19 protein-coding genes are annotated in these 23751 nt (G+C 69.0%); 10 read left to right on the top strand and 9 right to left on the bottom strand.

Going from position 1 to position 23751, the window contains the following annotated elements:
* The first annotated feature begins 61 nt into the window (after window positions 1-61).
* The 3 genes from BM314_RS19350 (at window position 62) to BM314_RS19340 (ending at window position 4955) form a co-directional block, all read left to right on the top strand.
* Complete coding sequence (locus BM314_RS19350) at window positions 62-1420, top strand: polysaccharide biosynthesis/export family protein (RefSeq protein WP_091675635.1); 1359 nt, start codon at window positions 62-64, stop codon at window positions 1418-1420.
* A 150-nt stretch (window positions 1421-1570) separates the two neighbouring features.
* Entirely contained in the window at window positions 1571-3046 is a 1476-nt protein-coding gene (locus tag BM314_RS19345) for an O-antigen ligase family protein (protein WP_091979609.1), read from the top strand.
* Between the two features lie 565 nt (window positions 3047-3611).
* Window positions 3612-4955 (top strand): FAD-dependent oxidoreductase, encoded by a 1344-nt coding sequence (locus tag BM314_RS19340; protein ID WP_091979607.1) that lies wholly within the window; start codon window positions 3612-3614, stop codon window positions 4953-4955.
* A gap of 118 nt (window positions 4956-5073) precedes the next feature.
* Here the strand turns inward: BM314_RS19340 and BM314_RS19335 are convergent, their stop codons facing one another.
* A complete protein-coding gene (locus BM314_RS19335) occupies window positions 5074-6219 on the bottom strand; it encodes a glycosyltransferase (protein ID WP_091979605.1) in 1146 nt (381 codons plus the stop codon).
* A gap of 1192 nt (window positions 6220-7411) precedes the next feature.
* On the opposite strand from BM314_RS19335, the gene BM314_RS19330 reads away from it, so the two are divergent.
* The 3 genes from BM314_RS19330 to BM314_RS19320 all read left to right on the top strand — a co-directional run bounded on the left by BM314_RS19330 (window position 7412) and on the right by BM314_RS19320 (window position 10198).
* On the top strand, window positions 7412-8170 hold the full coding sequence (locus tag BM314_RS19330) for a sugar transferase (protein WP_091979603.1): 759 nt from the start codon (window positions 7412-7414) through the stop codon (window positions 8168-8170).
* A 156-nt stretch (window positions 8171-8326) separates the two neighbouring features.
* Window positions 8327-8551, top strand: a complete 225-nt coding sequence (locus tag BM314_RS19325; RefSeq protein WP_091979601.1) for a hypothetical protein — start codon at window positions 8327-8329, stop codon at window positions 8549-8551.
* 1134 nt (window positions 8552-9685) lie between these two features.
* On the top strand, window positions 9686-10198 hold the full coding sequence (locus tag BM314_RS19320) for a hypothetical protein (protein ID WP_026604632.1): 513 nt from the start codon (window positions 9686-9688) through the stop codon (window positions 10196-10198).
* A 248-nt stretch (window positions 10199-10446) separates the two neighbouring features.
* Here the strand turns inward: BM314_RS19320 and BM314_RS19315 are convergent, their stop codons facing one another.
* The 7 genes from BM314_RS19315 to BM314_RS19285 all read right to left on the bottom strand — a co-directional run bounded on the left by BM314_RS19315 (window position 10447) and on the right by BM314_RS19285 (window position 18090).
* Entirely contained in the window at window positions 10447-10905 is a 459-nt protein-coding gene (locus BM314_RS19315) for a hypothetical protein (RefSeq protein WP_244539982.1), read from the bottom strand.
* Between the two features lie 738 nt (window positions 10906-11643).
* The gene (locus BM314_RS19310; RefSeq protein WP_091979599.1) at window positions 11644-12651 is read right to left on the bottom strand and encodes a dienelactone hydrolase family protein; all 1008 of its coding nucleotides are present in this window, start codon (window positions 12649-12651) and stop codon (window positions 11644-11646) included.
* Window positions 12652-12766: 115 nt separating this feature from the next.
* Complete coding sequence (gene atzF / locus BM314_RS19305; protein WP_091979597.1) at window positions 12767-14578, bottom strand: allophanate hydrolase; 1812 nt, start codon at window positions 14576-14578, stop codon at window positions 12767-12769.
* Between the two features lie 15 nt (window positions 14579-14593).
* Window positions 14594-15508: a polysaccharide deacetylase family protein gene (locus tag BM314_RS19300; protein ID WP_091979595.1), complete on the bottom strand. Its 915-nt coding sequence runs from the start codon at window positions 15506-15508 to the stop codon at window positions 14594-14596.
* A complete protein-coding gene (locus tag BM314_RS19295) occupies window positions 15508-16290 on the bottom strand; it encodes an ABC transporter ATP-binding protein (RefSeq protein WP_091979593.1) in 783 nt (260 codons plus the stop codon). The genes BM314_RS19300 and BM314_RS19295 overlap by 1 nt, the downstream gene beginning before the upstream one ends.
* Window positions 16283-17143 carry an ABC transporter permease gene (locus BM314_RS19290; protein ID WP_091979591.1) on the bottom strand — a complete coding sequence of 287 codons (861 nt, stop codon included), beginning with the start codon at window positions 17141-17143 and terminating at the stop codon, window positions 16283-16285. Before BM314_RS19290 ends, BM314_RS19295 begins: the two co-directional genes overlap by 8 nt.
* Window positions 17140-18090 (bottom strand): ABC transporter substrate-binding protein, encoded by a 951-nt coding sequence (locus BM314_RS19285; RefSeq protein ID WP_020091228.1) that lies wholly within the window; start codon window positions 18088-18090, stop codon window positions 17140-17142. The genes BM314_RS19290 and BM314_RS19285 overlap by 4 nt, the downstream gene beginning before the upstream one ends.
* Before the next feature lie 117 nt (window positions 18091-18207).
* Here BM314_RS19285 and BM314_RS19280 point away from each other — a divergent pair, with 117 nt between their 5' ends.
* Complete coding sequence (locus tag BM314_RS19280) at window positions 18208-19104, top strand: LysR family transcriptional regulator (RefSeq protein ID WP_091979589.1); 897 nt, start codon at window positions 18208-18210, stop codon at window positions 19102-19104.
* Between the two features lie 12 nt (window positions 19105-19116).
* Here BM314_RS19280 and BM314_RS19275 read toward each other — a convergent pair whose 3' ends face one another.
* Entirely contained in the window at window positions 19117-20694 is a 1578-nt protein-coding gene (locus BM314_RS19275) for a winged helix-turn-helix domain-containing tetratricopeptide repeat protein (protein WP_091979587.1), read from the bottom strand.
* Window positions 20695-20897: 203 nt separating this feature from the next.
* Between BM314_RS19275 and BM314_RS19270 the strand changes: the two genes are divergently transcribed.
* The 3 genes from BM314_RS19270 (at window position 20898) to phnD (ending at window position 23750) form a co-directional block, all read left to right on the top strand.
* Complete coding sequence (locus tag BM314_RS19270; protein WP_091979585.1) at window positions 20898-21947, top strand: alpha/beta fold hydrolase; 1050 nt, start codon at window positions 20898-20900, stop codon at window positions 21945-21947.
* 65 nt (window positions 21948-22012) lie between these two features.
* Window positions 22013-22525, top strand: a complete 513-nt coding sequence (locus tag BM314_RS19265; protein WP_042671122.1) for a cytochrome P460 family protein — start codon at window positions 22013-22015, stop codon at window positions 22523-22525.
* A 202-nt stretch (window positions 22526-22727) separates the two neighbouring features.
* Window positions 22728-23750, top strand: coding sequence for a phosphate/phosphite/phosphonate ABC transporter substrate-binding protein (phnD, locus tag BM314_RS19260; RefSeq protein WP_056524895.1), 1023 nt, complete (start codon window positions 22728-22730; stop codon window positions 23748-23750).
* Window position 23751 lies beyond the last annotated feature (1 nt).

Below are 23751 nucleotides of genomic sequence, written 5' to 3'. Positions count from 1 at the left end.
GTAGGGCGATCGCAGCGCGCAGACTTATACTCAAGATTTGGCTCTGGTCGGGGAGAATTTGATGCGTCTGCGTCTAGTTGCGGCGGCGTGCGTCCTGCTGTTCGGCAGCCCGCACGCGAATGCGGCCGCCGACGAAGCCGGTCGATATCTGCTCGGCCCTCAGGATCATCTGACAATCCGCGTCTATGATTTGCGTCGCAACACCGGCGAAGCGTACTCGTGGACGGCACTGAACGGTCAGTTCGTCGTTGCAGCGGACGGAACCGTGTCCATGCCACTGATCGGCCAGATCAAGGCGGCGGGCGGCACGCCGATCGATCTCGCGAACGCCATCGGTGTCGCTCTGAAACAGGTCGCCGATCTCGCGGAGAAGCCCGCGGCATCGGTCGAAGTCGCGACCTACCGTCCCTTCTACATCATCGGTGCGGTCCAGCAGCCCGGCAAGTACGAGTATCAACCCGGCCTGACCGTACTACAGGCCGTCAGCACGGCTCAGGGACTGATGCGCGGCACCGACCCGCGCAGTATCCAGCGCGACGCGGTCACAACGCGCGGCGAGTTGCGAAATCTGGCCGCGGAGCGGGTCGCCTTGGCCGCCAAGCTGGCGCGTCTCGAAGCGGAGGTCGGCGGCGCGGAGACGATCGCGTTCGGCGGCGAGCTGAAAGGCACGGTGGACAGGATATACGCGGAGCAGGCCGTCCGCGGTGAGCAACTCCTGTTCGACACGCGTCGGAACGCGCTGAAGGCCGAGATCAAGTCGATTGAACAGTCGATCGCCAGCTTTCAAAATGAAATGAGCACGCTCGATAATAAGTCCAAAACGCTGGACCGCCAGATCGAGCTCAGTCGCGGTGAGCTCGGCCTGATCAACGATCTGGTCTCGAAGGGGCTCACGATCGCGCCGCGCAAGCTGGCTGCGGAGCAGAGTCAGGCGTCGTTCGAGAGCAGCCGACTCGACGTGCAGGTCGCCATGCTGCGCGCTCAGCAGAGCCTCACGCGCGCCGAGCGCGACATCATCGACCTCAAGGCCCGGTTCCGCCGCGAAGCTCTGTCGGAAGCCGCGGATGCCCGTCAGAAGCTCGCCTCGATCGACGAGAAGGCGCGGACAGCCGAGCGGCTCGCGGCCGATGCCGAGTCTCAGATGGTCGGCAGCACCGACGACGCGGCAGAAGCCGTGAGCGCGCGCTACGAGATTACCCGGAAGCAGGGGGTGAAGGCGGGCACATGGCTCGCCTCCGAGGAGGCCGTCGTCGAGCCCGGCGACGTCGTGCGGGTGACGCTCGTGCGCCAGCCGGCCGACAAGGCCGGGGAGACGCGGCCGTCCCCGTCGCCGCGGCCCGGATCATCGGGCGCTCCGGTGAGCCGCGGTCCGGCCGCTTCGGATGCGCCACTGCGGCCAACCGAGAGTGCGAATCGCTGAGATGGTCGATGCGTGCGCGTCGCATCGATCCGGGCGGTGACCAGACGACGCGATCGCCCGATCCCGGCCCGGCACGACCGCCGGGGGTGCCGGTGCGTCGCCTGAGTGCCACCGCCGCTCCGCCGTCGATCATGCCTGGATCAGCCTGACATGAGCTTCGAACCAATAGGCGCCATCGCGGTCGTCATCGGCCTGTTCTGTCTGCTGTTCGGCAGGGAATCGGTGGTGATCGCCTTCGTGGTGTTCTGCAATCTCGGCTCGGCCGCGGCACTCCTGCTGGGCGGCGCCAACGTGCAGCCGGCGCATCTCTTCCTCGTGTTCCTGATGATCGCGACACTGTTCCATCGCAACATCTCGACACAGGTCCTGAGTTCGTTCCGCCTACCTGAACCGGGTTTCTGGCTTCTCTGTCTCACTCTCTACGGGGTGGCGAGCAGCTACATCCTGCCGCGGCTCTTCGCGGGGCAGACCTATATCGTGCCGCTGGGAACGTCGTCACACCTGATCACGAGCGACGGCGTCGTTCCCCTGGGACCAGTATCCAGCAATTTCACGCAGCCGATCTATCTCATCGGTGATCTGGTCTGTTTCAGTATCATCACCGCTTTCGGATCCTCGAAGAACGGGATTGAGACGCTCGCGAAGGCGCTCATCCTCTACGCGGCTGCCAACATATGTTTCGGTATCATCGACGTGCTCACGGCGGCAACGGGCACGCAGGAGGCCCTGCAATTCATTCGCAACGCTCAGTACACGTTCCACGACGAGGAGAGTGTCGGCAGTATGCGGCGGATCATCGGGGCTTGGCCGGAGGCGTCGGCCTTTGCGGGAATGACACTGGGAGGTTGCGGGTTCACGGGCATGCTGTGGCTCTGTGGCCGCAAGCCCTTGGTGACGGGACCTCTGGCGTTGATCTCGCTGTTGTTCGTGATCCTGTCGACATCCTCGACTGGCCTGGTCGGCGCCGCGGTGCTGATCCCGATGCTCTACACGATCGCGTTGCTGCGATGCAGCACGCGTCGTCAGGACCGCTTCAGCGCCTGGCTGGTGGTCGCGGGTCCGTTGGTCGCCTGCGTCCTCGTGCTCCTGGCCTTCTCGGTCGGCGGCGTGCCTGAGCGCGTCTACGATTACGTCGATACGCTTGTCCTGAGCAAAGCCGAGACGAGTTCGGGTGTTCAGCGTTCGGCCTGGAACGCCTATGCGTGGCGGAACTTCATCGACTCGAACGGCCTGGGCGTCGGCCTCGGAACCAATCGCACATCGAGCTTTCCGCTCGCGGTGCTGTCGAATGTCGGGATTCCCGGAGCCGTCTTCTACGTGCTTTTCCTGGCGTCGGTGTTCGGATTTCGGCGCGGAGCGCCGCGGACCTACGCGAGCGACATCCGTGCTGCTGGCCGCGTCGCCTGCCTGTCCCTTCTCCCTGGCAGCCTCATCGCGGGCCCGACCGTCGATCAGGGCTTGATATTCTACATCTTCGCCGCCACCGCCTGCGCCTATCCCGCACGTCATCCAGTCGGGCGTATCGGTGTCTCCGCAACTCCGATCGAGCCGGCCGCGGTCGCGATACGGTCGCGGCTCGCCGAACCGGCTCGCCATTCGGCTCAGAACGTATCACTCGGCACGTGAGGGCGGCCCCGGAGGCCGATGGCCGGACCGAGGGCCGGGCGTTGCTGCCGTCCGGCACCGGGAACTGCCGCTCCGTGTTCCGCTCCGGGAGCAAAACCACGGACCGCGCCGTCGCGCCGCGACGGCCGTGCAGGGAGCTCGGAAATGGCCCGGGGGCGCAGGGGACGCTCAAGGTATGCTGGGTGGATCCACTGCCTCGAAGCCATTGATCAAATGGCTCATGGGACATCTGTCGTTTTCGTTGTTGACTTTACCCTGCTGAAGGGCGGCCAATGCTGCCTCTGTCGGCCGCAAGGCGCGGAGTGCCTGTCCGCTCGTTCGGAACGGGGACAGATCCATAGTGCGATCGTCAGGCGATGTTTCGGTCCGCGCGCCGCGGTGTGTTTGCAAATTCTGCTCAGTTAACGGTAGTCATGACTGGGTTCCGAACTGATCCTATGGTATCGATCCGCAACTTCCGATCTGATTCGAGTGTCGGCGATGATCATCGTGCTCGGCGCGGCCGACCATCATGCTCCGGCATCGTCCTCCATCGCCTGACGCCGTGGCCGATGCAAAGCGAATCATGACCGTTTCTTCAGCCTTCGATTGTCATGGGCACTCGGGAGACGAGATTTTCGATGCGATCGTATTAGGGGCCGGTATTACAGGCCTCGTATCGGCTTCAATTCTTCACGATCTCGGCTGTCGAAATATTGCCGTCATCGACGAATTTGAAAATATCGGCGGCAATCATATCGACCGATCCATCAATGGATATACATTCGACATCGGAAGTCTAATATTTCAGGACGATTCGCCGCTGCTGAAGTATTTTCCGGAGTTGCTGGAACATTACGTTCCGATCAAGCCGACGTGGGGAAAGCTGACACCCCAGGCTTTCGTCACCTCGTACCCGCTGTCGATCCGGGACGACATCGTCCGGGCCGGTCCATGGGGCATCTTCAGGATCGTGCTATCGGCCGCTTTCTCGCGCGTGGCGCGGCGCAGAATCGGGAATGCGCGGGAGTTTGCTCGCTACTGGATCGGTGATTATCTGCTCAGAAGGTCCGGCCTCGAGAGCTACATGAAGCGGTTCTTCGGCGTTCCGGCCGACTGGGTCGATCTGGAATTTGCCGAGAAGCGGATGCTCTGGATCAAGGAGCACGCCAGCCCGCGCGTCTTGTTGCGCTATGTCCGCCGGCATCGCGCGCCGGGTCCGACCAACAGGCAGTTGGCGCGACCCCGCGAAGGCTTCAATGCCCTCTACGAAGTGGCCGCCCGAACCCTGCGGCAGCGCGGTTCGGTCTTTCATCTGGGCGAGCGGATCGAATCGATCACACGGCGCGGGACGCAATTCGATGTCCGCACAGGTGGCCGCCGTTTGACCGCTCAGCGACTCATCTCGACGATCCCCATTGCGCGGACGTTGGCCCTCTGCGGAGTCCGAGAGGATCCCGGTCTCGCCTCGGTAACGTTGATCAGCCTGTATTTCAGCTTCGACGGGAATCGCGGCTTCGACTGTTCGATCCTCTACAACTTCGCGCATGACGGCGCTTGGAAGCGGCTCACGATGTATTCCGATTTCTACGGTCGGGTGGAGGGGCGCGAGTATTTTGGAGTCGAGGTCATCGCTGGCCACGCGAACGATTCCGTGGCGATCGCCGAGCAGGATTTTCGGGCACATGTCGCCAAGAACGGGCTCTTCGCCGGTGATCTGGTTTGTGAGGGCAGCCAAGTGGTGCCCTGTGCCTATCCCATCTACACCGGGCAGGCCCATGAGCGGGTGTCGCGCGCGCTCGCCCAACTCGCCGACTTCGGGATCGAGTCGTTCGGACGACAGGGCGGTTTCGACTACCAGCCGACGGCCCGTGTTTCGACGCTCAACGCGGCGGCTCACCTGATGCCGACAAGGACATCGGACGCTTAGTCGAGTCGATTCGGCCGGCGGGCGCCGCGCGCCGCCCTCTGAGACCGGGGCCTCCCCCGCCTCGGTCGTGACCTCGGCGGTTCGGCGAGGCGGCCGGGGCCGCCGACGCGGGGCCGTCTCACTGGACCAGATAGGCGCGGCTCGGCTCACGCGGAGGACGAGGGGCCGCCAAGCGTTCGCGCGCGAGGACCCCGTCGACGAAACGGCTGATCTCGTCCGCGAAGCGGCCGACACCGAAGTCGACTGCGCGCCGGACGAGGCGCTCTGGCTCCACCCCGATCGCCCGACAGCGCTGGACGGCATCGATCAGGGCCTCGACGGACTGCTCGTGGAAGAAGGTGCCGGTCACGCCGTCGATGACCGTCTCGGTGACACCACCCTTGCCGAACGCGACGACCGGCCGGCCGCTCGCCATGGCCTCGACCGGGACGATGCCGAAATCCTCTTCTCCGGGGAAGATCAGGGCTTGGCACCGTGCGTAGTGGTGTTTCAGGACCTCGAAGGGCTGCGGACCGAGGATCTTGATGTGCGGACCGGCCATGCTGCGCAGTTCACGCAGCATCTCGCCGCCGCCGATCACCACGAGGGGCTGCCCCAACCGGTTGAAGGCCTGGATCGCCAGTTCCGGCCGCTTGTAGCGGACCATTTCGCCGACCATCAGATGGTAGTCACCGCGCTGGCCATCCGGAGCGATCTCGAAGGCCGCCGTGTCCACGGGCGGATGGATGACCTTGGCTTGGCGCCGATAGTAGGTCTCGATGCGTCGCGCGACCGTGTCCGAGTTGGCGATGAACTCGTGGACCCGGCCCGCCGAGACCGCGTCCCAGTTGCGCACGTAATGGGCCACCGGCGGCATCAGCAGGCGCGTGAGCAGCCCCGTCCGCTCGCGATAATCGTGGTACATGTTCCAGACGTACCGCATCGGTGAGTGACAGTAACAGATATGAAGCGCGTCGGATGGCGGGATGATTCCCTTCGCCGGACCCGATTCGCTGCTGATGATCAGATCGTATCCCCGCAGATCGAGTTGCTCGAGGGCCATCGGCATCAGGGGTAGATAGGATTTGTATCGGCTGGTCGCGAACGGCAATCGGCCGATGAACGAGGTCCTGACCCGGTGCGCCCTGATGGTCGGCGACATGGATTGCGGGGCGTAGGCGTGCGTGAAGATGTCGGCTTCCGGATAGAGGTCGCAGAGCGCCTCGACGACCTTCTCGCCGCCGCGCATCCCGATGAGCCAGTAATGGACGATCGCGACTCTCATCGCTCGGAACCTGCTTCCCCGATCGCCGCGCAGCTCTCACCGAGTCGCCCGGTGGATGTCCGATCGGTCGCTGGCAGGCAGCTGCTCCACAGGCAAGGGACCATGATTGCGCTATTCTCAGTCTTGATCGGAAACGTGCGCCTTCGGCTGGACCTGTGTGGTTCGAGCCTCGGGAGCCGCGGGGATTGATGACTTTCAGACGGGATCGACGGGTCTCACGCCATCCGCTGCGGATGGACGTTGCAGGCAGGCCTGGCCGACTTGGCGGGTATGCTCCGGGGCCGCATCAGGCTCTGCGCTCCCACCCGTCGGCCGAACAGGCGCAGACCACCCGGCGTGCCGCGCCACCCGGCACTCTGTTCTCTCTCGGCGCATGCATCATGAGTGGCCCCAATCCGTACTGGCTCCGGCATTGTGGCCGCTCCTGCACGTTGGATGCCGCTTAGCCATCCGCAGGATACTGAGTTCGCCCATCCGGGTCACGCTGCGGAACCCGCCGCCATAGGGATTAGTCCCGCGGCATCGCAATAGGGCCGCGCACGCACGGTCCGTCGCGGCGCGGCGGCCGATGCCATCGATCCGGCACGCGTCTCATCCCGCTGACCGCGCCTGAGGTACTGTATCGGAAGTCCATCCATAGAGCGCGCCCCGCACCTTGTCATGATCGCCCTCGGCGCGAAATTGATTTCGTCGCGCCATTCAGCAACATCCCGGCGATCGCCGCCGCAGCGATCTCCCGGAATGCCTGCGGCGGGACGTCTGGACATTGCACCGCGATCCCATGCGCGAGCGTCCCGGTCCGGACGGGTGGCCCGCGCGCGCGGGAGAAGCACAGAGCTGCAAGTGGCTCAGCTCTCGACCATCAACCGTGGGAACGCGCGGCATTCCTCGGGCCGGACGAACGCAGTGCACAATGATGGGTGAGCATCCGGCCAAGGTCGGTGTCTCGTGACATTGCTTGGATTGCGGCATCGAGGCGGATTCGTGGCCGGGTCGAGAGGCAGAGGCCCGGTGCCACTGTGCTTCATCCTGCGGGATCGAAATCTATTCTTGCATTTTTGGGCGGAAAATATACTGGCATTTAGGGTACGGTTAAGCTTGAAACAGGCGCGATGATTTGATATCCCGTAGTTAACAATTGATTAACCGTTGCTGCGCCTGGCGGCCACCTGCCGTCACGAGGAGCCAGAACATGCTGCGCGACGTCGGCCCACCGCTTCAGCCTGCCTTGCGTGCGCCGCAGTACGGTGTCGAGCTGGCGGACCAAGTGGGCGATGCCGCGGAGGCTGTCGCGGAGGCCGTTCTGCCAACGGCGCCGTTCGTGGCGCGCGGTCTGCGGTTGGGTTGGGCGGCCAAGCGCGGGCTCGACATCACGGTGGCGGCCACGGCCCTCTTCCTCTTGCTACCGTTGCTGATCCTGATCGCCGCTCTCGTGTATGCCGGTGATCGCAAGGCGCCGATCTTCCGCCACATGCGGGTGGGCCGGGACGGTCGCCGCTTCGGGTGCCTGAAGTTCCGCTCCATGGTGACGAATGGCGACGCTGTTCTGGCGGCCCATCTGGCCGCCAATCCTCTGGCCCGGGCCGAGTGGGCGGCGACGCACAAGCTCAGCGACGACCCGCGCGTCACCGCCGTCGGCTACGTGCTGCGCAAGACCTCGCTCGACGAGCTACCGCAGCTCTGGAATGTGCTGCGCGGCGAGATGAGCTTGGTCGGTCCGCGCCCGATCGTGCCGGCCGAAGTCACCCGCTACGGGCGGGCATTCCCCACCTGTTTCGCCGTGCCGCCGGGCGTGACGGGGCTGTGGCAGGTCTCGGGCCGCTCCGACACGACCTATGCCGAGCGCGTCGCGCTGGATCTGGACTATGCCACCCGGTGGACCTTGCACCGGGATCTCGCCATCATGCTGCGCACCGTTCCCGCGGTTCTGGCGCAGCGCGGGAGCCGATGAGGCGCGGGTGGTCCCCGAGCCGCCCCGCGCCGGGGCACGGCGTGCTCTGGCCCTGCGCGACGGCGCACCACGAACCGCGCACCCAGATCCGGTTCGGGGCAGCACTTTGCTGGTCCGACAGATGAGGGCCGGATCGGATTGTGGCGGGTTCCAGCGATGACCGAACGAGACCCGTACCGCCACGAGGATCCGATCTGGTACGATCGGATCGAGGCGGATGAGCCGCCTGGCGTGATCCTCGATCTGCTGGCGCACGCGTTCGTGCCGATCATGGCGGCTCTCGGTGCGGTGAGAGCGCTGTACTGGCTACCGACTCGACTGTGGTGCCGGGCCGCGCGCTCGATCCTGCGCGATCGGACCACCGCTGCGAAGCGGCTCTGAGCCGAGCGCAGCATCGTCACAGTCGAGCATTCGCCGGGCTCGAGCGGCCTGTCGTGATACGTCATCCGCCGACGGACCCGCGACGCGGCCTCCAGCCGTCCGAGCTCCGGTGAGCGTGATGCCACGCTGAACGCGCATCTGAGCGTCCGTTCACCGCCCACCTCTCGGGCACGCAGGCCGGTTATGTCCGGAGCATACCGAACTCGGAGCCGCGGCGCCGGTTGTGGGAGCTTCATCAGGTCGAGATTGACAATATTAACGCTATGAAGTAGCGCTATTGACTATTCTGAAAATTGACAGACGTGATGGATCCCGAACGGGATCAGATGTCATTTGCCCATATCGAGTGGCGAGTGCTTGTATGAGGTTCTCGGAGGCAGGGGCTGCCATTCGGCGCTGGCACTTTGGCTGGCCGCCGCGCACGCGCAGGATGACCGCCAGCGAGCGCTCCCTCTCGGTCGGTGCCTGCCAAACGTGCGGGGCAAAGGTGGAGATCTCCAACGCATACTGCGTTCCCTGCGCCACAGAATACGCCGACTGCGATGTCGCATATTTTGATCGATGGTTGCTGGTCTTTATCTGGGTTGCTGCAGGTGTAACGCTGTTCGGCGTAATCTATTTTATGTTGAGATTCTTCGGTGTCGTATCATAGAGATGTTCACGATCCTTCGTCGCTCGGCGTTCGCGTCATCGCCGACGTCGGATTGTGGAGCGGTCGGAAGGCTCACCGATCGGAGCGGAACGGCGCAAGCGGCATTCTCAGGATTCGGTGCGCGATGCCGCGCCATCGATTCCAGGTCTGGGACGTATAGGTCCCTGGTCAGGAAAGGTGGCACGTTCCCGGTATCGGATGGCGATCGCGTCGATGCGCCGGCTGTCAGGTTCGTGCACGCTCCTGTCCCGGACCCAGGGCCCTGGCTCGGCGATCACGGGCGGGCCGGCGCTCGAGCGTTGGTATACGGTCCGTCCAGCTCGATATCCCGGTGGATGAGAGATCTGAGTACCTCTATCGGGTGATGGACGCTGGCCATTGCTCGGTAGAATGGCTGTGGGACCCGCTGTTCAGGGCGCGATCACGGCTGACGATACAATCGAGTCGGGTCTGAACAGGTTGCGGGTGAGGGTGAGGGCAGGATGCGCGGCTTGGTTTCGACGGCGACGCTCTCCGGAGTGCTGGCGCTTGTCTTCAGCATGCCCGCATCGGCGGCCTCCGATATCACGGTCGCTGCCATCGCCACCGGTCGCCTCTATGTTGTCGGGACAACCGATCGCCCGCACACGGCCGTGATTTTGGACAACCGGTTCAAAACGGAGTCCGACGAGAACAGGAAGTTTCAGTACGAGTTGGTGTACCATCCCGCCAATTGTGTGGTTTCCGCCGCAATCGATGGGACGATACATGAAGCGGTTGTCAGCAATTGTGGGCAGCAGGTGGTGCCCGGAACTTGGCTGGACCCGAAGCCCGCGATGACGAGGCCGACTCCTCTGGAACGGGTGCTCTCACCGACGGTCGAGGTGCCCTCCACCGTCTTCTGCCCCTCGGTTCAGACAGAGCGCTCGCAGGATCCGGCACGCATCGAGCTTGCTGACCGCACACCACCGGTCTTCACCGTCGTGACGGGGATGAATTTCTCGCCGCGCTACTGACGCTTGGCCGCAGGTGTGAAGAAGGCGGAGAGGATGGGTGCGGCGCATCGTCGGGATCCTCCCCGGAAGGAGTCCGCGAACGGACTTCTGTGCGGCGTCGGCTGACGGAGCGCACGGCGAAAGCGATGGCCGCTTTGCCGGCTTGGGGGCCGTAGTCGGGACCGGCGTGGCGGGTGAGAACGCACCGAGGCGTGCCGGTCGATACGGAGAACTTGCCGTTCACTCTCGAGCCGCGTCGAAGAGCGACGTCAGCATCCTGAGCATACGCTCTTCGCGGCGCCGCGTCCGCCCTTAAGGAGCGCCGCCATCGCCGCTTCGCGATTGTACTCCGACATGATCCTCTTGGTGGCGAGATCCTTATCGAAGCCGGGAATGTTGTCTTTCTGTGTGGCCGAGGCTTCTCCGACGCCGGCACCGTTCGACATGCGGGACAGGCCGGAATAGATCGGCGGCTTCGTCAGATTCTCCGGACGGAGACTCTTCCAGCTCATGCGGTTGCGCATCGAGGAATCGAGAACCGCCAGAGGGTTCACACCGTTCTGGCCGATCTGCGCGTCCGTGAGCTTCAGAGTGCCGGGAATGACGATGGGGAGCGGATCGATATCGGACTCAGCACGCGGCGCCGCGGCGCCCACGAGCGGGCCCGTCGACGCGGTTGCCGCAGGCATCGCGGTCGGGGGCGGCAAGGCGCTGTAGGCAGTCGGCATCAGCGGCGCGTGGGAGCACGCGCCTAGAGTGAGCACCGCCACGAGCGTTCCGATTCGTCTGAAAGCCATGGTCGCCCTCGCGCTGCGCCGGGCCATTCTAGCCAAGCTTGCGCATGACATACCAGTGTTGGGCGGGGCGAGTCCAACCCCTATAAACTGGCTACAGCAATCTCCGAAGTACGCAATGACCAAAAGTAGTATAGGGGCTCAGTGGCCATTCTTGCCGGCGGATCTCGGCGATGGGCTCCGTCTCGCGACAAGTGACTTTCGGCCCTGATATGAACAGCTCCGATTTCCGTGCACTTAAGACAAATCGAATTTCGATGATGTATCTAACGCAGTAGATTTGTCGATTGAAGCGCGCAGCTACGCCCTCGGTTGTCCCTGTCCTTCATGCGAAGTTGGTTGCGGTGTTCGGGTCGGAAGGTGTCCGTGCCCGCGAGAGCGGGGTCGCGGGTCTCCGGGCATTTAAAGATAGCCCCGATAGATCGTCCTCGCCGTCGAAGAGGCTGCGCCTACTGGCCCAGTTGGGCACGAGATCGCCACAGTTCGGCCGAGCACGTTCGATCTGTGAGCATTCATGACGCTGCCTGCAGGTAGGACGCCACGCGACACGCAGGTTGGGGGCGGCCCGGGCGGTGCGGGGCAAGCCGACGACGTCAATTGACCGAGTCGGCCGCCGCACGAGCGCGCGGCCGGCAGGCAGGGGCCGCGCAGATCCGCACCGCGCTCCGTCGGTCACCGTCCCCGGAACGCGGCGTCCAGCGCGTGCGAGACACGCGCCAGGATCCCGGCGCGGGCGGCGGCGTCGGAGCCAATATGCGGGTCGCGCTGCACGCACGGGTCCGCGTAGGTGAACGGCGTGGCGTCCGGGCCCGCCACGAGGGCGCCGTCCGCCGCCTCGCTTATCGCGCAGGCGCGGACGGTCTGCGCGCCCCGGGCGACCACGGGCTGGGTCGGCCCGGCCGGGTTGTCGAAGACGTGCTGCGCTCCGGGAAAGACGGTCAGGTCGACATCGGCGCCGGCCGCCCTCAGCCGCTCCGCGTAGGCCGCGCAGGTGGCGGCGGGATTGTAGTCGTCGCTGCCGCCACCGAAGATCCGGATCGGCCGATCCGCCACGGCCGTGTCGTCCCGGAAGCGGATGGAGCAGTCCGGGTAGACCGGCAGGTAGAGGGCGGGGATCACGCCGGAGCGGTTCCAGGCCGCGTCGAAGCGCTTGAGGCTGGCGTAGAGCGCGGCCTGCCCGCCGCGCGAGAAGCCCATCACGGCGATCCGCGCCGGGTCGACCCGCGGATGCTTCGCCAGCACGCCCAGCGCCCGGTAGATGTCGAGGATCAGGTTCGTGCGCGCCAGGAGGCTCTGGTCGGAGTTGACGCTGGTCAGGCCGCGCCCGGTGAAGCCGTCGATCGCGAAGGTCGAGATCCCGCGCGCCGCCAGCGCCCGCTGCCAGAACTCGATGTTGCCGCCCAGGCCCCCGGAGCCGTGCATCAGGATCACGGTCGGCAGGCGCTCGGTCCCCGCCTTGGCGATGCGCAGGATCCCCGCGACCGTGACCGGCTTCGCTCCCTCGGACGTGCCGGTGAGGAACTGCCGGTCGGTCAGCGTCAGGCTCTCGAACGGGTGAACCTCCACGCGGGCGGCGTAGCTGCCGAGATCGGCGACGCCGTCCGCTGCGGGCCCGGCGGAGGCCGCCGGCGTGATGCCGGCCAGCAGACAGGCCGCCAGGAACAGGATCGATCGCCGCATCGGAACGCTCCTCCACCGGGCGGCAGCCTAGCAGCGGCGCGGGCGGCCTGTCGCCGCGCGAGGGACCGGAACCGGTTTCCTCTCGCTGCCCGATGTCAGGCCCCGGGGGCGAGGGCTACGCGGCCGCGCGGTCGGCCAGGTAGGCGCGCCAGCCGCCGAAGCGCGTGATGTCGGCCGCCCCGTCGAGGCCGGCTTGCTCGACCAGGAAGCCCTTGGGCGCCGTGCCGTCGGCGAGCCGCAGCGTGCCGATGCCGAGCGGTGCCGGGATGGTGGCGACGAAGCGTCCGAACGCGGCGGGCGGCAGGGCCCACACCTCGGTCTCGATGGGGGCGCCGTCCCCGGCCGCCACCCGGAGCAGCCCCGGGCGCTGCGGCGGGCCGCCCGGCAGGGCGTAGAGCCGATAGTCCCGGGCCGTCGGCACGGCGCGCAGGAAGCGCCCGCCGCAGCCGGCCAAGTCGCGGTTCAGCGGCAGTCCCGAGAGATGCGCCCCGACGACCGCCAGCTCGATCGCGTCCGGTCCGGCCGCAGCCAGCCCCGGCTCCACGGCCGGCACCGGCATCGTGCCCGCGCCGATCCGCGGCGCCGAGGCCGCGTGCAGGCGTGCCCCGAGGGCGGCGAGGAGCCCGTCCGAGCCGCGCGGCGCCAGCAGGGTGATCCCGGCGGGGAGGCCGTCGGCGCGGGGCCGGCCCGGCACCGCCAGGGCGCACCAGTCCAGCAGGTTGACGAAGTTGGTGTAGGTGCCGAGTTCGCTGTTCGGCCCGATCGGGTCGGCCGCGACCGCCGCGCAGGTCTGCGGGCGCGGGTAGGTCGGCACGGCGAGGACGTCGATCCGGTCCCAGACCGCGTCCGCGGCCCGGCGTAGCGCCGCGAGGCGGTAGAGGCCCGCGAAGGCGTCGGCCGCGCTGTGGCGCTCGGCGGAGGCGATGACCGCCCGCGTCGTCGGGTGGAGGATGTCGGGGCGCGTCTCCATCACCGGGCGGATCGCCGCGTAGCGCTCGGCGACCCACGGGCCGTCGTAGAGCAGGGCCGCGACGGCGAACATCGGCGCGAGATCGACCGGCGCCGCCGCCCCGGCGAGGGCTTCGAGATCGGCGACCGTCGCCGCGAAGGCCGCCTCCGAGAGCCCGTCGCCGCCGAAGCGGAGGCTCGCCGCGTCCGGGAGCCCGAGGCGCAGGCCCGGCGGGAGGCCGGCGGGGGTGGGCGGTACCGGCAGGGCCCGCGACCAGGGATCGGCGGCGTCCGGCCCCAGCATGACCCGGAAGGCCGCGTCGGCGTCGGCCACGGTGCCGGCGAAGACCGAGAGCGTGTCGAGGGTCCGGCAGGCCGGCAGCATCCCGCGGCTGGAGACCGCCCCCAGGGAGGGCTTCAGCCCGACGACGTTGTTGAGCGCCGCCGGCACCCGGCCCGAGCCCGCGGTGTCGGTGCCGAGGGCGAAGGCGACGATCCCGTGGGCCACCGCCACGGCCGAGCCGCTGCTGGACCCGCCGGGCACGTAGGCCGGGTCGATCGCGTTGCGCGGGGCCGGGTAGGGGGTGCGCAGGCCCACGAGCCCGGTGGCGAACTGGTCGAGATTGGTCTTGCCGATCAGGATCGCGCCGGCCGCGAGGAGACGCGCCACCGCGGGCGCGGTCTCGGCGGGGGTGTGGGTGAAGTCCGGGCAGGCGGCAGTGGTCGGCAGCCCGGCGACGTCGATGTTGTCCTTGACGGCGAAGGGCACGCCCCAGAGCGGCATCGCCGCGGGGTCGAAGGGCGGGAGCGCCGCCGCGGCTTCGCGAGCATCCGCCTCCGGGACGAGCGCGAGGAAGATGCCGGGATCGTCCACCGCGGCGAGCCGCCGGTAGGCCTCGGCCACGACGGCGCGCGGGTCGAGGCCTTCGGCGTAGGCCGCGTGCAGGAGCGGGATGGTCGGGAAGGGGGGCACGGTCATTCCTCGCAGCGAGGCTCAGGATTCGTCGCCGGTGGCGCGGTACCAGTCGAGGATCTCGACCCCCTGCATGAACACCGCGTCGTCGCGGGCCAGGACGGCGTCGAGCAGGCGCTCCAGCAGGCCGATCCGGTGCGGCACGCCGGTGATGTAGGGGTGGATCGCGAAGCTCATCACCTTGGCCCCGCCGAGGGAGCCGGGGCCGGCGGCCTCGGCGGCGAGCCGGTCGAGATGGGCGAGCGCCCGCTCCACGAACTCGTCGGCCCGGTGGTGCTGGATGGCCAGCAGCGGGATGTCGTTGAGCTCGACGGAGTAGGGGAGGGCGACGAGGTCGCCCGTGCGCGTCGCCACCCGGCAGGGGCGGTCGTCGACCACGAAGTCGCCGACGTACTCGAGGCCGGCCGCGCGCAGGTGGTCGGGCGTGTCGAGGGTCTCGGTGAGGCCCGGTCCCAGCCAGCCGCGCGGCGGGCGCCCCGTGGTCTGGGTGATCGCCGCGATGGTGCGGGCGATCATCGCCGGCTGGTCCGGGATCCGGTGCGTCGGGACCTGGTGGAAGCCGTGGGCCATGAACTCCCAGCCGGCCGCGTGGGCGGCCTCGGCCACGCGGGGATAGGCCGAGCAGACCGAGCCGTTGATCGACAGCGTCGGGCGGATTCCGCGGCTGGCGAAGGCCTCGAGGAAGCGCCAGAAGCCGACCCGCATCCCGTACTCGTGCCACGCCCAGTTGGGGATATCCGGGAGCAGGCTCGCGGCGGTCGGCGACACCAGGATCTGGCGCGGCATCGGGTTGTCGATCAGCCAGTGCTCGACGTTGACCACCGGCCAGACCGCCACGTGCTTGCCGCCCGGCAAGGTGAGGCGCGGCCGGTCCACGGCGGCGCGGTAGGCGAGGCGATTCTCGGGCCGGCGGGGATCGTCGGGCGCGGTGTCCATCAGGCGGCGGCCCGCGGGGCGTGGTGGCTGTGGAGCTGGGCCGCCAGCATCCGGCGCAGGTCGTTGAAGGCCGGGCTCGACACGTCGCGCCGCCGCGGCAGCTCGACCGGGTGGATCGCCTCGATCCGGCCGGGGCCGGGCGACATCATCACGATGCGGTCGGCCAGGAAGATCGCCTCCTCGATGGCGTGGGTGACGAACAGGATCGTCAGCCCCGTCCGCGACCACAGGTCGAGCAGCTCGTCCTGCAGTCGCTCGCGGGTCATGGCGTCGAGCGCCCCGAAGGGCTCGTCCATCAGCACCACCTCGGCCTCGTTGGCGAGCACCCGGGCGATGGCGACCCGCTGCTTCATCCCGCCCGAGAGCTGGTGCGGGTAGGCGTCGGCGAAGGCCTGGAGGCCGACGAGGGCGATGTAGCGCTCGGCGGTGTCGCGCACCTCGGCGGCGGGCCGCCCGCGGGCCTTCGGGCCGAAGCCGATATTGTCCCGCACCGTGAGCCACGGGAACAGGCCGTAATCCTGGAAGACCATGCCGCGGCTCGGCCCCGGCCCGGCGATCGGCTTGCCCCACATCAGGGCCTGCCCGGCGGTCGGGGCCTCGAAGCCGGCGGCGACCCGCAGCAGCGTCGACTTCCCGCAGCCCGAGGCGCCGAGCAGGCAGACGAACTCGCCACGGGACACCGTGAGGTTCGCCTCGCGCAGGGCCTCGGTCCGGCGGCCGCCCGCCGCGTAGGTCTTGGAGACCGCCCGCATGTCGAGGATCGGGATCGTCGGATCAGCCATGATTGGGGCTCCAGGCGAGCAGCCGGCGGCCGAGCTGCATGACCAGCCAGTCGGAGACGAAGCCCGCGACCCCGATCACCGCCATGCCGCAGATCACGATCTCGGTGCGCGAGAGCTGGCGCGCCTCCATGATGATCGCGCCGAGGCCGGTCTGGACGCCGGTCATCTCGCCGACCACGATCACCACCCAGGCGAAGCCGAGGCCGAGCCGCAGGCCGGTGAAGATCGACGGTAGCGCCGCCGGCAGCACCACGCGGACGAACTGGGCCGGCCCGGTGCAGCCCAGCATCGCGGCCGCCTCGAACAGGCGCGGCTCAACGGAGCGGACCCCGAACACGGTGTTGACCAGGATCGGGTAGAACGCCCCGAGGAACACGAGGAAGAAGGCCGAGCGCGGCCCGAGGCCGAACAGGATCATCGCCAAGGGCAGCCACGCGGTGACCGGAACCGGCCGCAGCACCTGCAGGACGGGATCGAGCAGAGCCCGGATCAGGGGCACGCGGCCGATCAGCAGGCCGAGCGGCAGGGCGGCGGCGGCCGCCAGCGCGAAGCCGCCGTAGACCCGGCTCAGCGACGCCGCGAGATGGGTCCAGAGCGTGCCGCTGAACGCGTCGTCGTTGACGCCGCCGACCGCGAGATCCCGCATCTCGGCCCAGACCTCCGCGGGGGGCGGGATCAGGCTGTAGGGCCGGCCCGCGGTGGTGACCTGCCAGACCGCGACGAGCGCGGCCGGCACCACGCAGGCGAGCCCCAGCCGGCGCAGGTGGGCGAGCCCGGGTCCGGATCCGGCCCGGCGGGCGGGCGCCGACCTCACCGCCGCCGGCAGGGCGCCGGCCTCGATCCCGGTGCTCACGCCCGCCCCAGCGCGTCGACGAAGCGGGTATCGATGAAACCCGGCTCCGGCAGCCGCTTGATCTGCTTGAGCGCGAGCATGTGCTGCGCGTAGGCGTCGGCCTGCCGGATCTCGTTCGGCCCGAGGCGCCAGGTCAGCTCGACGTTCGGGGCCGAGAGCTCGAGCGCCTCGCGCTTCTGGCCGAGCTTCGCCACCGCCATGGCGATCATCGCGTCGCGGTCGCCGGCCGCGAAGTCCGTCGCCTTGCGGTGAATCTCCAGCATGGTCCGGACGAGGTCCGGCCGCTCGGCCAGCGTGTCGCGGTGGGCGCCGAACACCATGTTCAGCGCGCCCATCTCGGTGCCGTAGGGGTACTCGACGAGCTGGCCGACGCCCGAGGCGAGGCTGACGCCCGGGCCCGGCTCGGCGCCGACATAGGCGTCGACGTCGCCGCGGGCGAGCGCGATGTGCATCTCCGAGAAGGAGACGCGCACGGGGGTGATGTCCTTCACCGAGAGCCCCTCCATGCGCATCCGCTCCAGGACGAAGACCTCCTGGGTGCTGCCGGGCCAGATCGCGACGCGCTTGCCGCGCAGGTCCTTGATGGCGTGGATGTCGGAGCCCTTCTTGGCGATCACCGCCATCCCGCGGTTGCAGGTGGAGGCGATGACCACGAGCGGCTCGCCGGCGGCGGCGCCCAGCGTCGCGGCGGCGATCCCGAAGGTGCCGAAATCCACCGACTTGGTGACCACGGCGTTCTTGCACTCGGTCGGGCTCTCGAAGGGCACCACCTCCACATTCACCCCGGGCGGGGTGAAGCGCGCGTAGAAGCTCGGCGCGATCGAGTGGATCAGCTTGAGGGAGCCCATCCGGATCGTGACGGGCGCGCCCTGGGCGCGGGCCCGGGCCAGGGGTCCGAGGGCGAGGCCGGCCCCGAGACCGGCCAGGAGGGTGCGGCGGCGGATCATCGAACGGCTCCTGAAGGGTCCCGATGTGCCGACGCTACGGGCACCACCTGTTGCGAGGAAGTGCTATTTTCTGAGTATGCCGTTGCCATAAACGCAACAGCTGGGCAGGATAGGGGCGTGAAGCACCTGCGCACCGTCACCTACGTCGCCGAGGTCGCCCGCGCCGGCTCGATCCGGCGCGCCGCGGAGCGCTTGAACCTCACGCCCTCGGCCCTGACCCGGCAGATCCAGGATCTCGAGTACGAGCTCGGCACGCCGATCTTCGAGCGCCTGCCGCAGGGGATGCGGCTCAACGCGGCCGGCGAGCTCTTCGCCCGGCACATCCGCGACCAGGCCGCCGATCTCGACCGGGTCCGCTCGCAGATCGCCGACCTGTCGGGCGTGCGGCGGGGGCACGTGGCGCTCGCCTGCAGCCAGGCCTTCGTCACCCAGGTGGTGCCCGAGGAGGCCGAGGCCTACCGCGCCCGCTTTCCGCAGGTCGGCTTCACCGTGCAGGTCCGCGACCACGCCCAGGCGGTCACCGCCCTGGCGGAATTCGAGGCCGACCTCGCCCTGATCCTGCAGCCGCCGCCCTCGGCGGAGCTGCACCCGCTCTATTCCGGCCATCAGACCCTGTGCGCGCTGATGCGCAGAGGCCACGCGCTGGCGGCGGAGAGCGGGCCGGTGCGGCTGCGCGACTGTCTCGCGCACGCCCTGGCGCTGCCCGACCGATCGCTCGCCATCCGCCACCACATCGAGCACGCGCTGGCCCGGCGGGGCGTCGAGCTCCGGCCGGTCGTGGAGTCGGGCTCGCTGGAGTTCCTGCGCAACCTCACCCTGCGGGAGGACGTGGTGAGCCTGCAGGTGCCCAGCGGCATCCCGGAGGATCCGCGCCTGCACAGCCGGCCGATCGACACCCGCGACCTCACCCCGATGACGCTGGTCCTGGCGCAGCTGCGCGGGCGCTCCCTGTCGGTGGCCGCCGCCAAGTTCGCCGATCAGCTCGTCGTCCGGCTGAACCGGGAAGGGGCCTGACCGGCGTCCCGCTCAGGCGGGCAGGCCGGCTTCGGCCAGGGCCTTGGCGTATCGCTGCCCCAGGGCGGCGACCGGGAAGGGGATCCGCGCCAGGAAGCCCGTGACCGTCAATCCGGGCTCGATCGCCAGGAGCTCGGCGACCGCCTGCCGGGCGCGCTCCGGCTGGCCGAGCCCGACATGGGCCACGGCGAGCGCCCGTAGGGCGACGGCGAAGCGTCGGTTCTGCGCCAGCGCCCGCTCGGCCCACCGGATCGCCTCGGGATAGTCGGCCTCGCTGACCGCCGCGACCGCCATCACGCCCGACATCAGCCAGCCGCGCGGATCCCGCGGGTTGAGCTGCAGCGCCCGCTCGATCATGGCGCGTCCCGCCTCCGCGCGGCCGCACATGGTCTCGATCCAGCCCGCGAGGGTGAGCGCCAGGGCGGAGTTCGGGTTGACGAGCAGCGCGCGGCCGAACAGGTCGCGCGCCCGGTCCCGCCCGGTCTCCGACATGTTCCAGACCGCGAAGGCCGCCATCCACAGCACCTGCGCGTCCCCGGGCGCGCGCTCGACCGCGCCCCAGGCCAGCCGCACGGCCGCCGCGCGCTCCGCCTCGCCCTGCGCGATCCAGCCCTGGAAATGGCACTGCGCCCGGCAATAGGCCGCCGCGGCCATCGCCGGGGCGTAGCCCGGGTCGAGCGCCAGGGCCTCGTCCAGATGATCGAGCGCCGCCGCCATGCCGGCGGCGGTGAAGTCGGCGAGCCGGGCATTGGCCCGGAGCAGCCGGTCGTAGGCGTCCGGATGGGCCGGCGCGTCGTGGCCGAGCCGGCCGATCTCCGCCAGCTGGAGGGTGGGCTCGATCGCGGCGGCGGCACGCGCGGCGACCCGCTCCTGCAGGGCGAAGACGTCGTCGAGCCCGCCGTCGAAGCTGTCGGCCCAGAGATGGGCGCCGGTCCCGGCATCGACCAGCTGGCCGGTGATCCTCAGGCGCGACCCGCCGCGGCGCACGCTGCCGGCGACCACGTAGCCGACGCCGAGCTCCTGCCCGACCCGGCGCACGTCGATCGCCGCGCCCCGGTAGGTGAAGGTCGAGTTGCGCGCGATCACGAACAGGCCGCTGACGCGGGACAGCGCCGTGATGATCTCCTCGGTGATCCCGTCGGCGAAGTAGGCCTGCTCCGGATCCGCGCTCATGTTGGTGAAGGGCAGGACCGCCACCGCGGGCAGGCGCGGCCCGGTGCGCCACGTGACGCCCGCCTCCGCCGCGTCTTCCGGAGCGACCCCGGGCGAGACCTCCGATGCGGCCTCCCGCACGGCGCCGACGAAGCGCACGCCCTTGCGCGGGAGCGTCCGGATCCAGCGCTGCTCGGTTCCGGTGTCGCCGATCGCCGTCCGGGCCGCGTTGATCCGGCTGCCGAGGGTCGCCTCGGAGACGATGCGCCCGTTCCAGACCGCCTCCAGCAGGTCGTCGCGGCTCACCACCCGGTCGCGCCGCTCGATCAGCACCCGCAGGAGGTCGAAGACCTGCGGCTCGACGGCGATCTCGGCGCCGTCCCGGCTGAGCTCGCGCCGGGCAGAATCGAGGGTGAAGGATCCGAACCGGTAGATCACGGGGCGTTCCTGGGCGGGGCCATGTCCTCGTTCCGCGCCCTGCTCACCGAACCGGTCTCCGCGGCGGAGGGCGCTCTAGCACGGGCCCGGGCGAGCATAAATCATGGGCCTCTGAAGGTGTCCTCAAGGTCCTCTCAAAGCGCGGTGTCGAGCATCGGGATAGGTTTCGCTCCATCGAAGACTTTCCGACGAGGGAGCCGTCCATGGCCCGCGAGACCGATCCCGACACATCCGCCTGGAGCCGCCGCCGCCTCCTGAAGAGCGCGGTAGCCACCGCCGCCCTCGCCGAGCTCGGCCTCGGCGGGACCGCGCGGGCGCAGGGCGACTCGGCCCCCGGCGCCCCGGTCCCCGGCGCCATGCCGGGCGTCCTGAAGCAGGTCGAGGCCGGTGTGCTCGACGTCGGCTACGTCGAGGCCGGTCCCGCCGACGGGCCGGCGGTCATCCTGCTGCACGGCTGGCCCTACGACATCCACGCCTTCGCGGAGGTCGTTCCGATCCTCACGGCGGCCGGGCACCGGGTGATCGTGCCGTACCTGCGCGGCTACGGCACCACCCGTTTCCTGGCGTCGGACACGGTCCGGAACGGCGAGCAGGCGGCACTCGCGGTGGACGTCATCGCCCTGATGGACGCCCTGAAGATCCCCCAGGCCGTCCTGGGCGGCTTCGACTGGGGCGCGCGGACGGCCGACATCGTCGCGGCGCTGTGGCCAGAGCGGTGCCGGGCGCTGGTGGCGGTCAGCGGCTACCTGATCGGCAACCAGGAGGCCGGCAAGAAGCCGCTGCCGCCGCGGGCCGAGCTGTCCTGGTGGTACCAGTTCTACTTCGCCACCAGCCGGGGGCGGGCCGGCTACGAGGCCTACCGCGCCGACTTCGCCAAGCTGATCTGGCAGACCGCCTCGCCGCGCTGGCGCTTCGACGACGCCACCTTCGCGCGGAGCGCCCCGGCCCTCGACAACCCGGATCACGTCAGCATCGTCATCCACAATTACCGCTGGCGGATGGGCCTCGCCGAGGGCGAGCGCCGGTACGACGCGCTGGAGAGCCGCCTCGCGCAGGCGCCCACGATCGGCGTGCCGACCATCACCCTGGAGGGCGACGCGAACGGCGCGCCGCATCCGGACCCCGCCAGCTACGCGGCCAAGTTCACCGGACGCTACGCGCACCGGCTGATCACCGGCGGGATCGGCCACAACCTCCCGCAGGAGGCCCCGCGCGCCTTCGCGCAGGCCGTGATCGACGCGGCCGCGGCCTGACCGCGCCGGCGCGGCCGGATCATCCCCGGACACACGATCATCCCGAGACGATGACGGAGGTTGCCATGCGGTTCCTGGCTGTCGCGCTGCCGGCCCTGCTCGCTGCGGGCCTGATTTTGGGAGGCTCCGCGGTGCGCGCCGTGGATGCCGGGACCGCCCCGGCGGCCTCGCCGATCTACGGCGTCACCGTCCCGGACGGGTACCGCGACTGGCAGCTCGTCGGCGTCGCGCAGGAGACCGGGGCCCTCGACGAGCTGCGCGCCGTGGTCGGCAACGCGCGGGCGCTGGACGCCTACCGGTCGGGCACCCTGCCGTTCCCGGACGGGACGGTGCTGGTGAAGCGCGCCTGGACGAGGGTGCCGTCCGCGGAGTTCGCCCCGGCCTTCGTGCCCGGCGGCGCCACGACGGTTCAGGTCATGGTGAAGGATTCGCGGCGCTACGCGGCGACGGGGGGCTGGGGGTTCGGGCGCTTCGTCGACGGCAAGCCTGCGGACGCGGCCCAGCACGAGACCTGCTTCGCCTGCCACAGCGCCAATGTCCGGGACCACGACTACGTGTTCACGCGGCTCGCGCCCTGAGGCCGGCCGCCGCCCGGACGGCCGCCCGGACGGCCGCCACGACGCCCCTGTCAGCGCGCGGCTTCCCTCAACGTCCGCTCGCTGTCGCGCCTTGCGTCTCCCGTCAGCCGGCGCCTACACCTTTGCCGGCTCAAGCTCGGCCCGGACCGGGCGGGACACGACGGCGCCGGCCCGAGGCACGGCCCCGCAGGGAGGATAGCGCGTGACGATCGCCCGATACGGCGCAGCCCTGGCGCTGCTCTGCGGCTTCGGTTCCCTCTCGCCCTTGAGGGCCGACGAGTGCCCCAACCGCGGCCAGCTCGACGACGCCTACTGCGACGCCAACAAGGACCTCGTTGCCGACGTTCCGGCCAAGACCCGCGACCCGAGCGTGATCGTCTTCGCCTACACGCCGGTGGAAGATCCCGCGGTCTACGAGAACTCGTTCAAGCCGTTCACGACCTACCTGAGCCAGTGCACCGGCAAGCGCGTCGTCTACTACCCGGTCCAGTCGAACTCGGCCGAGATCGAGGCGATGCGCTCCGGCCGGCTCACGGTGGCGGGCTTCTCGACCGGGCCCCTCGGCTTCGCGGTGAACATGGCCGGCGCGATCCCGTTCGCCGCCAAGGGCACCGAGAAGGGCGCCGAGGGCTACAACCTGATCGTCGTGGTGAAGGCGAGCAGCCCGTACAAGACGCTGGCCGACCTCAAGGGCAAGCGCGTGGCCCACACGGCGCCGTCGTCGAATTCCGGCAACCTCGCGCCCAAGGCGCTGTTCCCCGAGCAGGGGCTGAAGCCCGGCGAGGACTACAAGCTCATCTACTCGGGCGGCCACGACAAGTCAGCGCTTGGCGTCGGCACCGGCGACTACGACGCCGCCCCTGTGGCCTCCGACGTGTTCTACCGGATGGTCGCCCGCGGGACGATCAAGGGCGACGATTACCGGGTGATCTACACGAGCGAGAAGTTCCCGACCTCGGGTTTCGCCTACGCCCACGATCTCAAGCCGGAACTCGCCGAGAAGCTGAAGCAGTGCTTCTACGACTTCCGCTTCCCGCCCGACATGGTGAAGGATTTCGAGGGCGACGACCGGTTCGCGCCGATCACCTACCTCAAGGACTGGGCGATCGTCCGCAAGGTCGCGGAGGAATCGGGCACGCCGTACAACAAGGTCGCCTACGAGCGCGAGGCCGCCCGCGAGGCCGAGGCGGCGCGCAAGAAGGCCGCGGGCGCGCCCAAGCCGTGAC

The organism is Methylobacterium sp. 13MFTsu3.1M2, from assembly GCF_900112625.1.
In the GTDB taxonomy this organism is placed as follows: domain Bacteria; phylum Pseudomonadota; class Alphaproteobacteria; order Rhizobiales; family Beijerinckiaceae; genus Methylobacterium.
This window is presented reverse-complemented; position numbering and strand designations above follow the sequence as displayed.

Excerpts from the sequence above, each read along its gene's own strand:
- BM314_RS19330 (WP_091979603.1), top strand. The coding sequence starts at position 7,412 with ATGCTGCGCGACGTCGGCCCACCGCTTCAGCCTGCCTTGCGTGCGCCG.
- BM314_RS19270 (WP_091979585.1), top strand. The coding sequence starts at position 20,898 with ATGGCCCGCGAGACCGATCCCGACACATCCGCCTGGAGCCGCCGCCGC.
- BM314_RS19295 (WP_091979593.1), bottom strand. The coding sequence starts at position 16,290 with ATGGCTGATCCGACGATCCCGATCCTCGACATGCGGGCGGTCTCCAAG.
- BM314_RS19325 (WP_091979601.1), top strand. The coding sequence starts at position 8,327 with ATGACCGAACGAGACCCGTACCGCCACGAGGATCCGATCTGGTACGAT.
- BM314_RS19345 (WP_091979609.1), top strand. The coding sequence starts at position 1,571 with ATGAGCTTCGAACCAATAGGCGCCATCGCGGTCGTCATCGGCCTGTTC.
- BM314_RS19340 (WP_091979607.1), top strand. The coding sequence starts at position 3,612 with ATGACCGTTTCTTCAGCCTTCGATTGTCATGGGCACTCGGGAGACGAG.
- BM314_RS19315 (WP_244539982.1), bottom strand. The coding sequence starts at position 10,905 with ATGCCGACTGCCTACAGCGCCTTGCCGCCCCCGACCGCGATGCCTGCG.
- BM314_RS19335 (WP_091979605.1), bottom strand. The coding sequence starts at position 6,219 with ATGAGAGTCGCGATCGTCCATTACTGGCTCATCGGGATGCGCGGCGGC.
- BM314_RS19300 (WP_091979595.1), bottom strand. The coding sequence starts at position 15,508 with ATGGACACCGCGCCCGACGATCCCCGCCGGCCCGAGAATCGCCTCGCC.
- BM314_RS19265 (WP_042671122.1), top strand. The coding sequence starts at position 22,013 with ATGCGGTTCCTGGCTGTCGCGCTGCCGGCCCTGCTCGCTGCGGGCCTG.
- BM314_RS19285 (WP_020091228.1), bottom strand. The coding sequence starts at position 18,090 with ATGATCCGCCGCCGCACCCTCCTGGCCGGTCTCGGGGCCGGCCTCGCC.
- atzF (WP_091979597.1), bottom strand. The coding sequence starts at position 14,578 with ATGACCGTGCCCCCCTTCCCGACCATCCCGCTCCTGCACGCGGCCTAC.
- BM314_RS19320 (WP_026604632.1), top strand. The coding sequence starts at position 9,686 with ATGCGCGGCTTGGTTTCGACGGCGACGCTCTCCGGAGTGCTGGCGCTT.
- BM314_RS19350 (WP_091675635.1), top strand. The coding sequence starts at position 62 with ATGCGTCTGCGTCTAGTTGCGGCGGCGTGCGTCCTGCTGTTCGGCAGC.
- BM314_RS19310 (WP_091979599.1), bottom strand. The coding sequence starts at position 12,651 with ATGCGGCGATCGATCCTGTTCCTGGCGGCCTGTCTGCTGGCCGGCATC.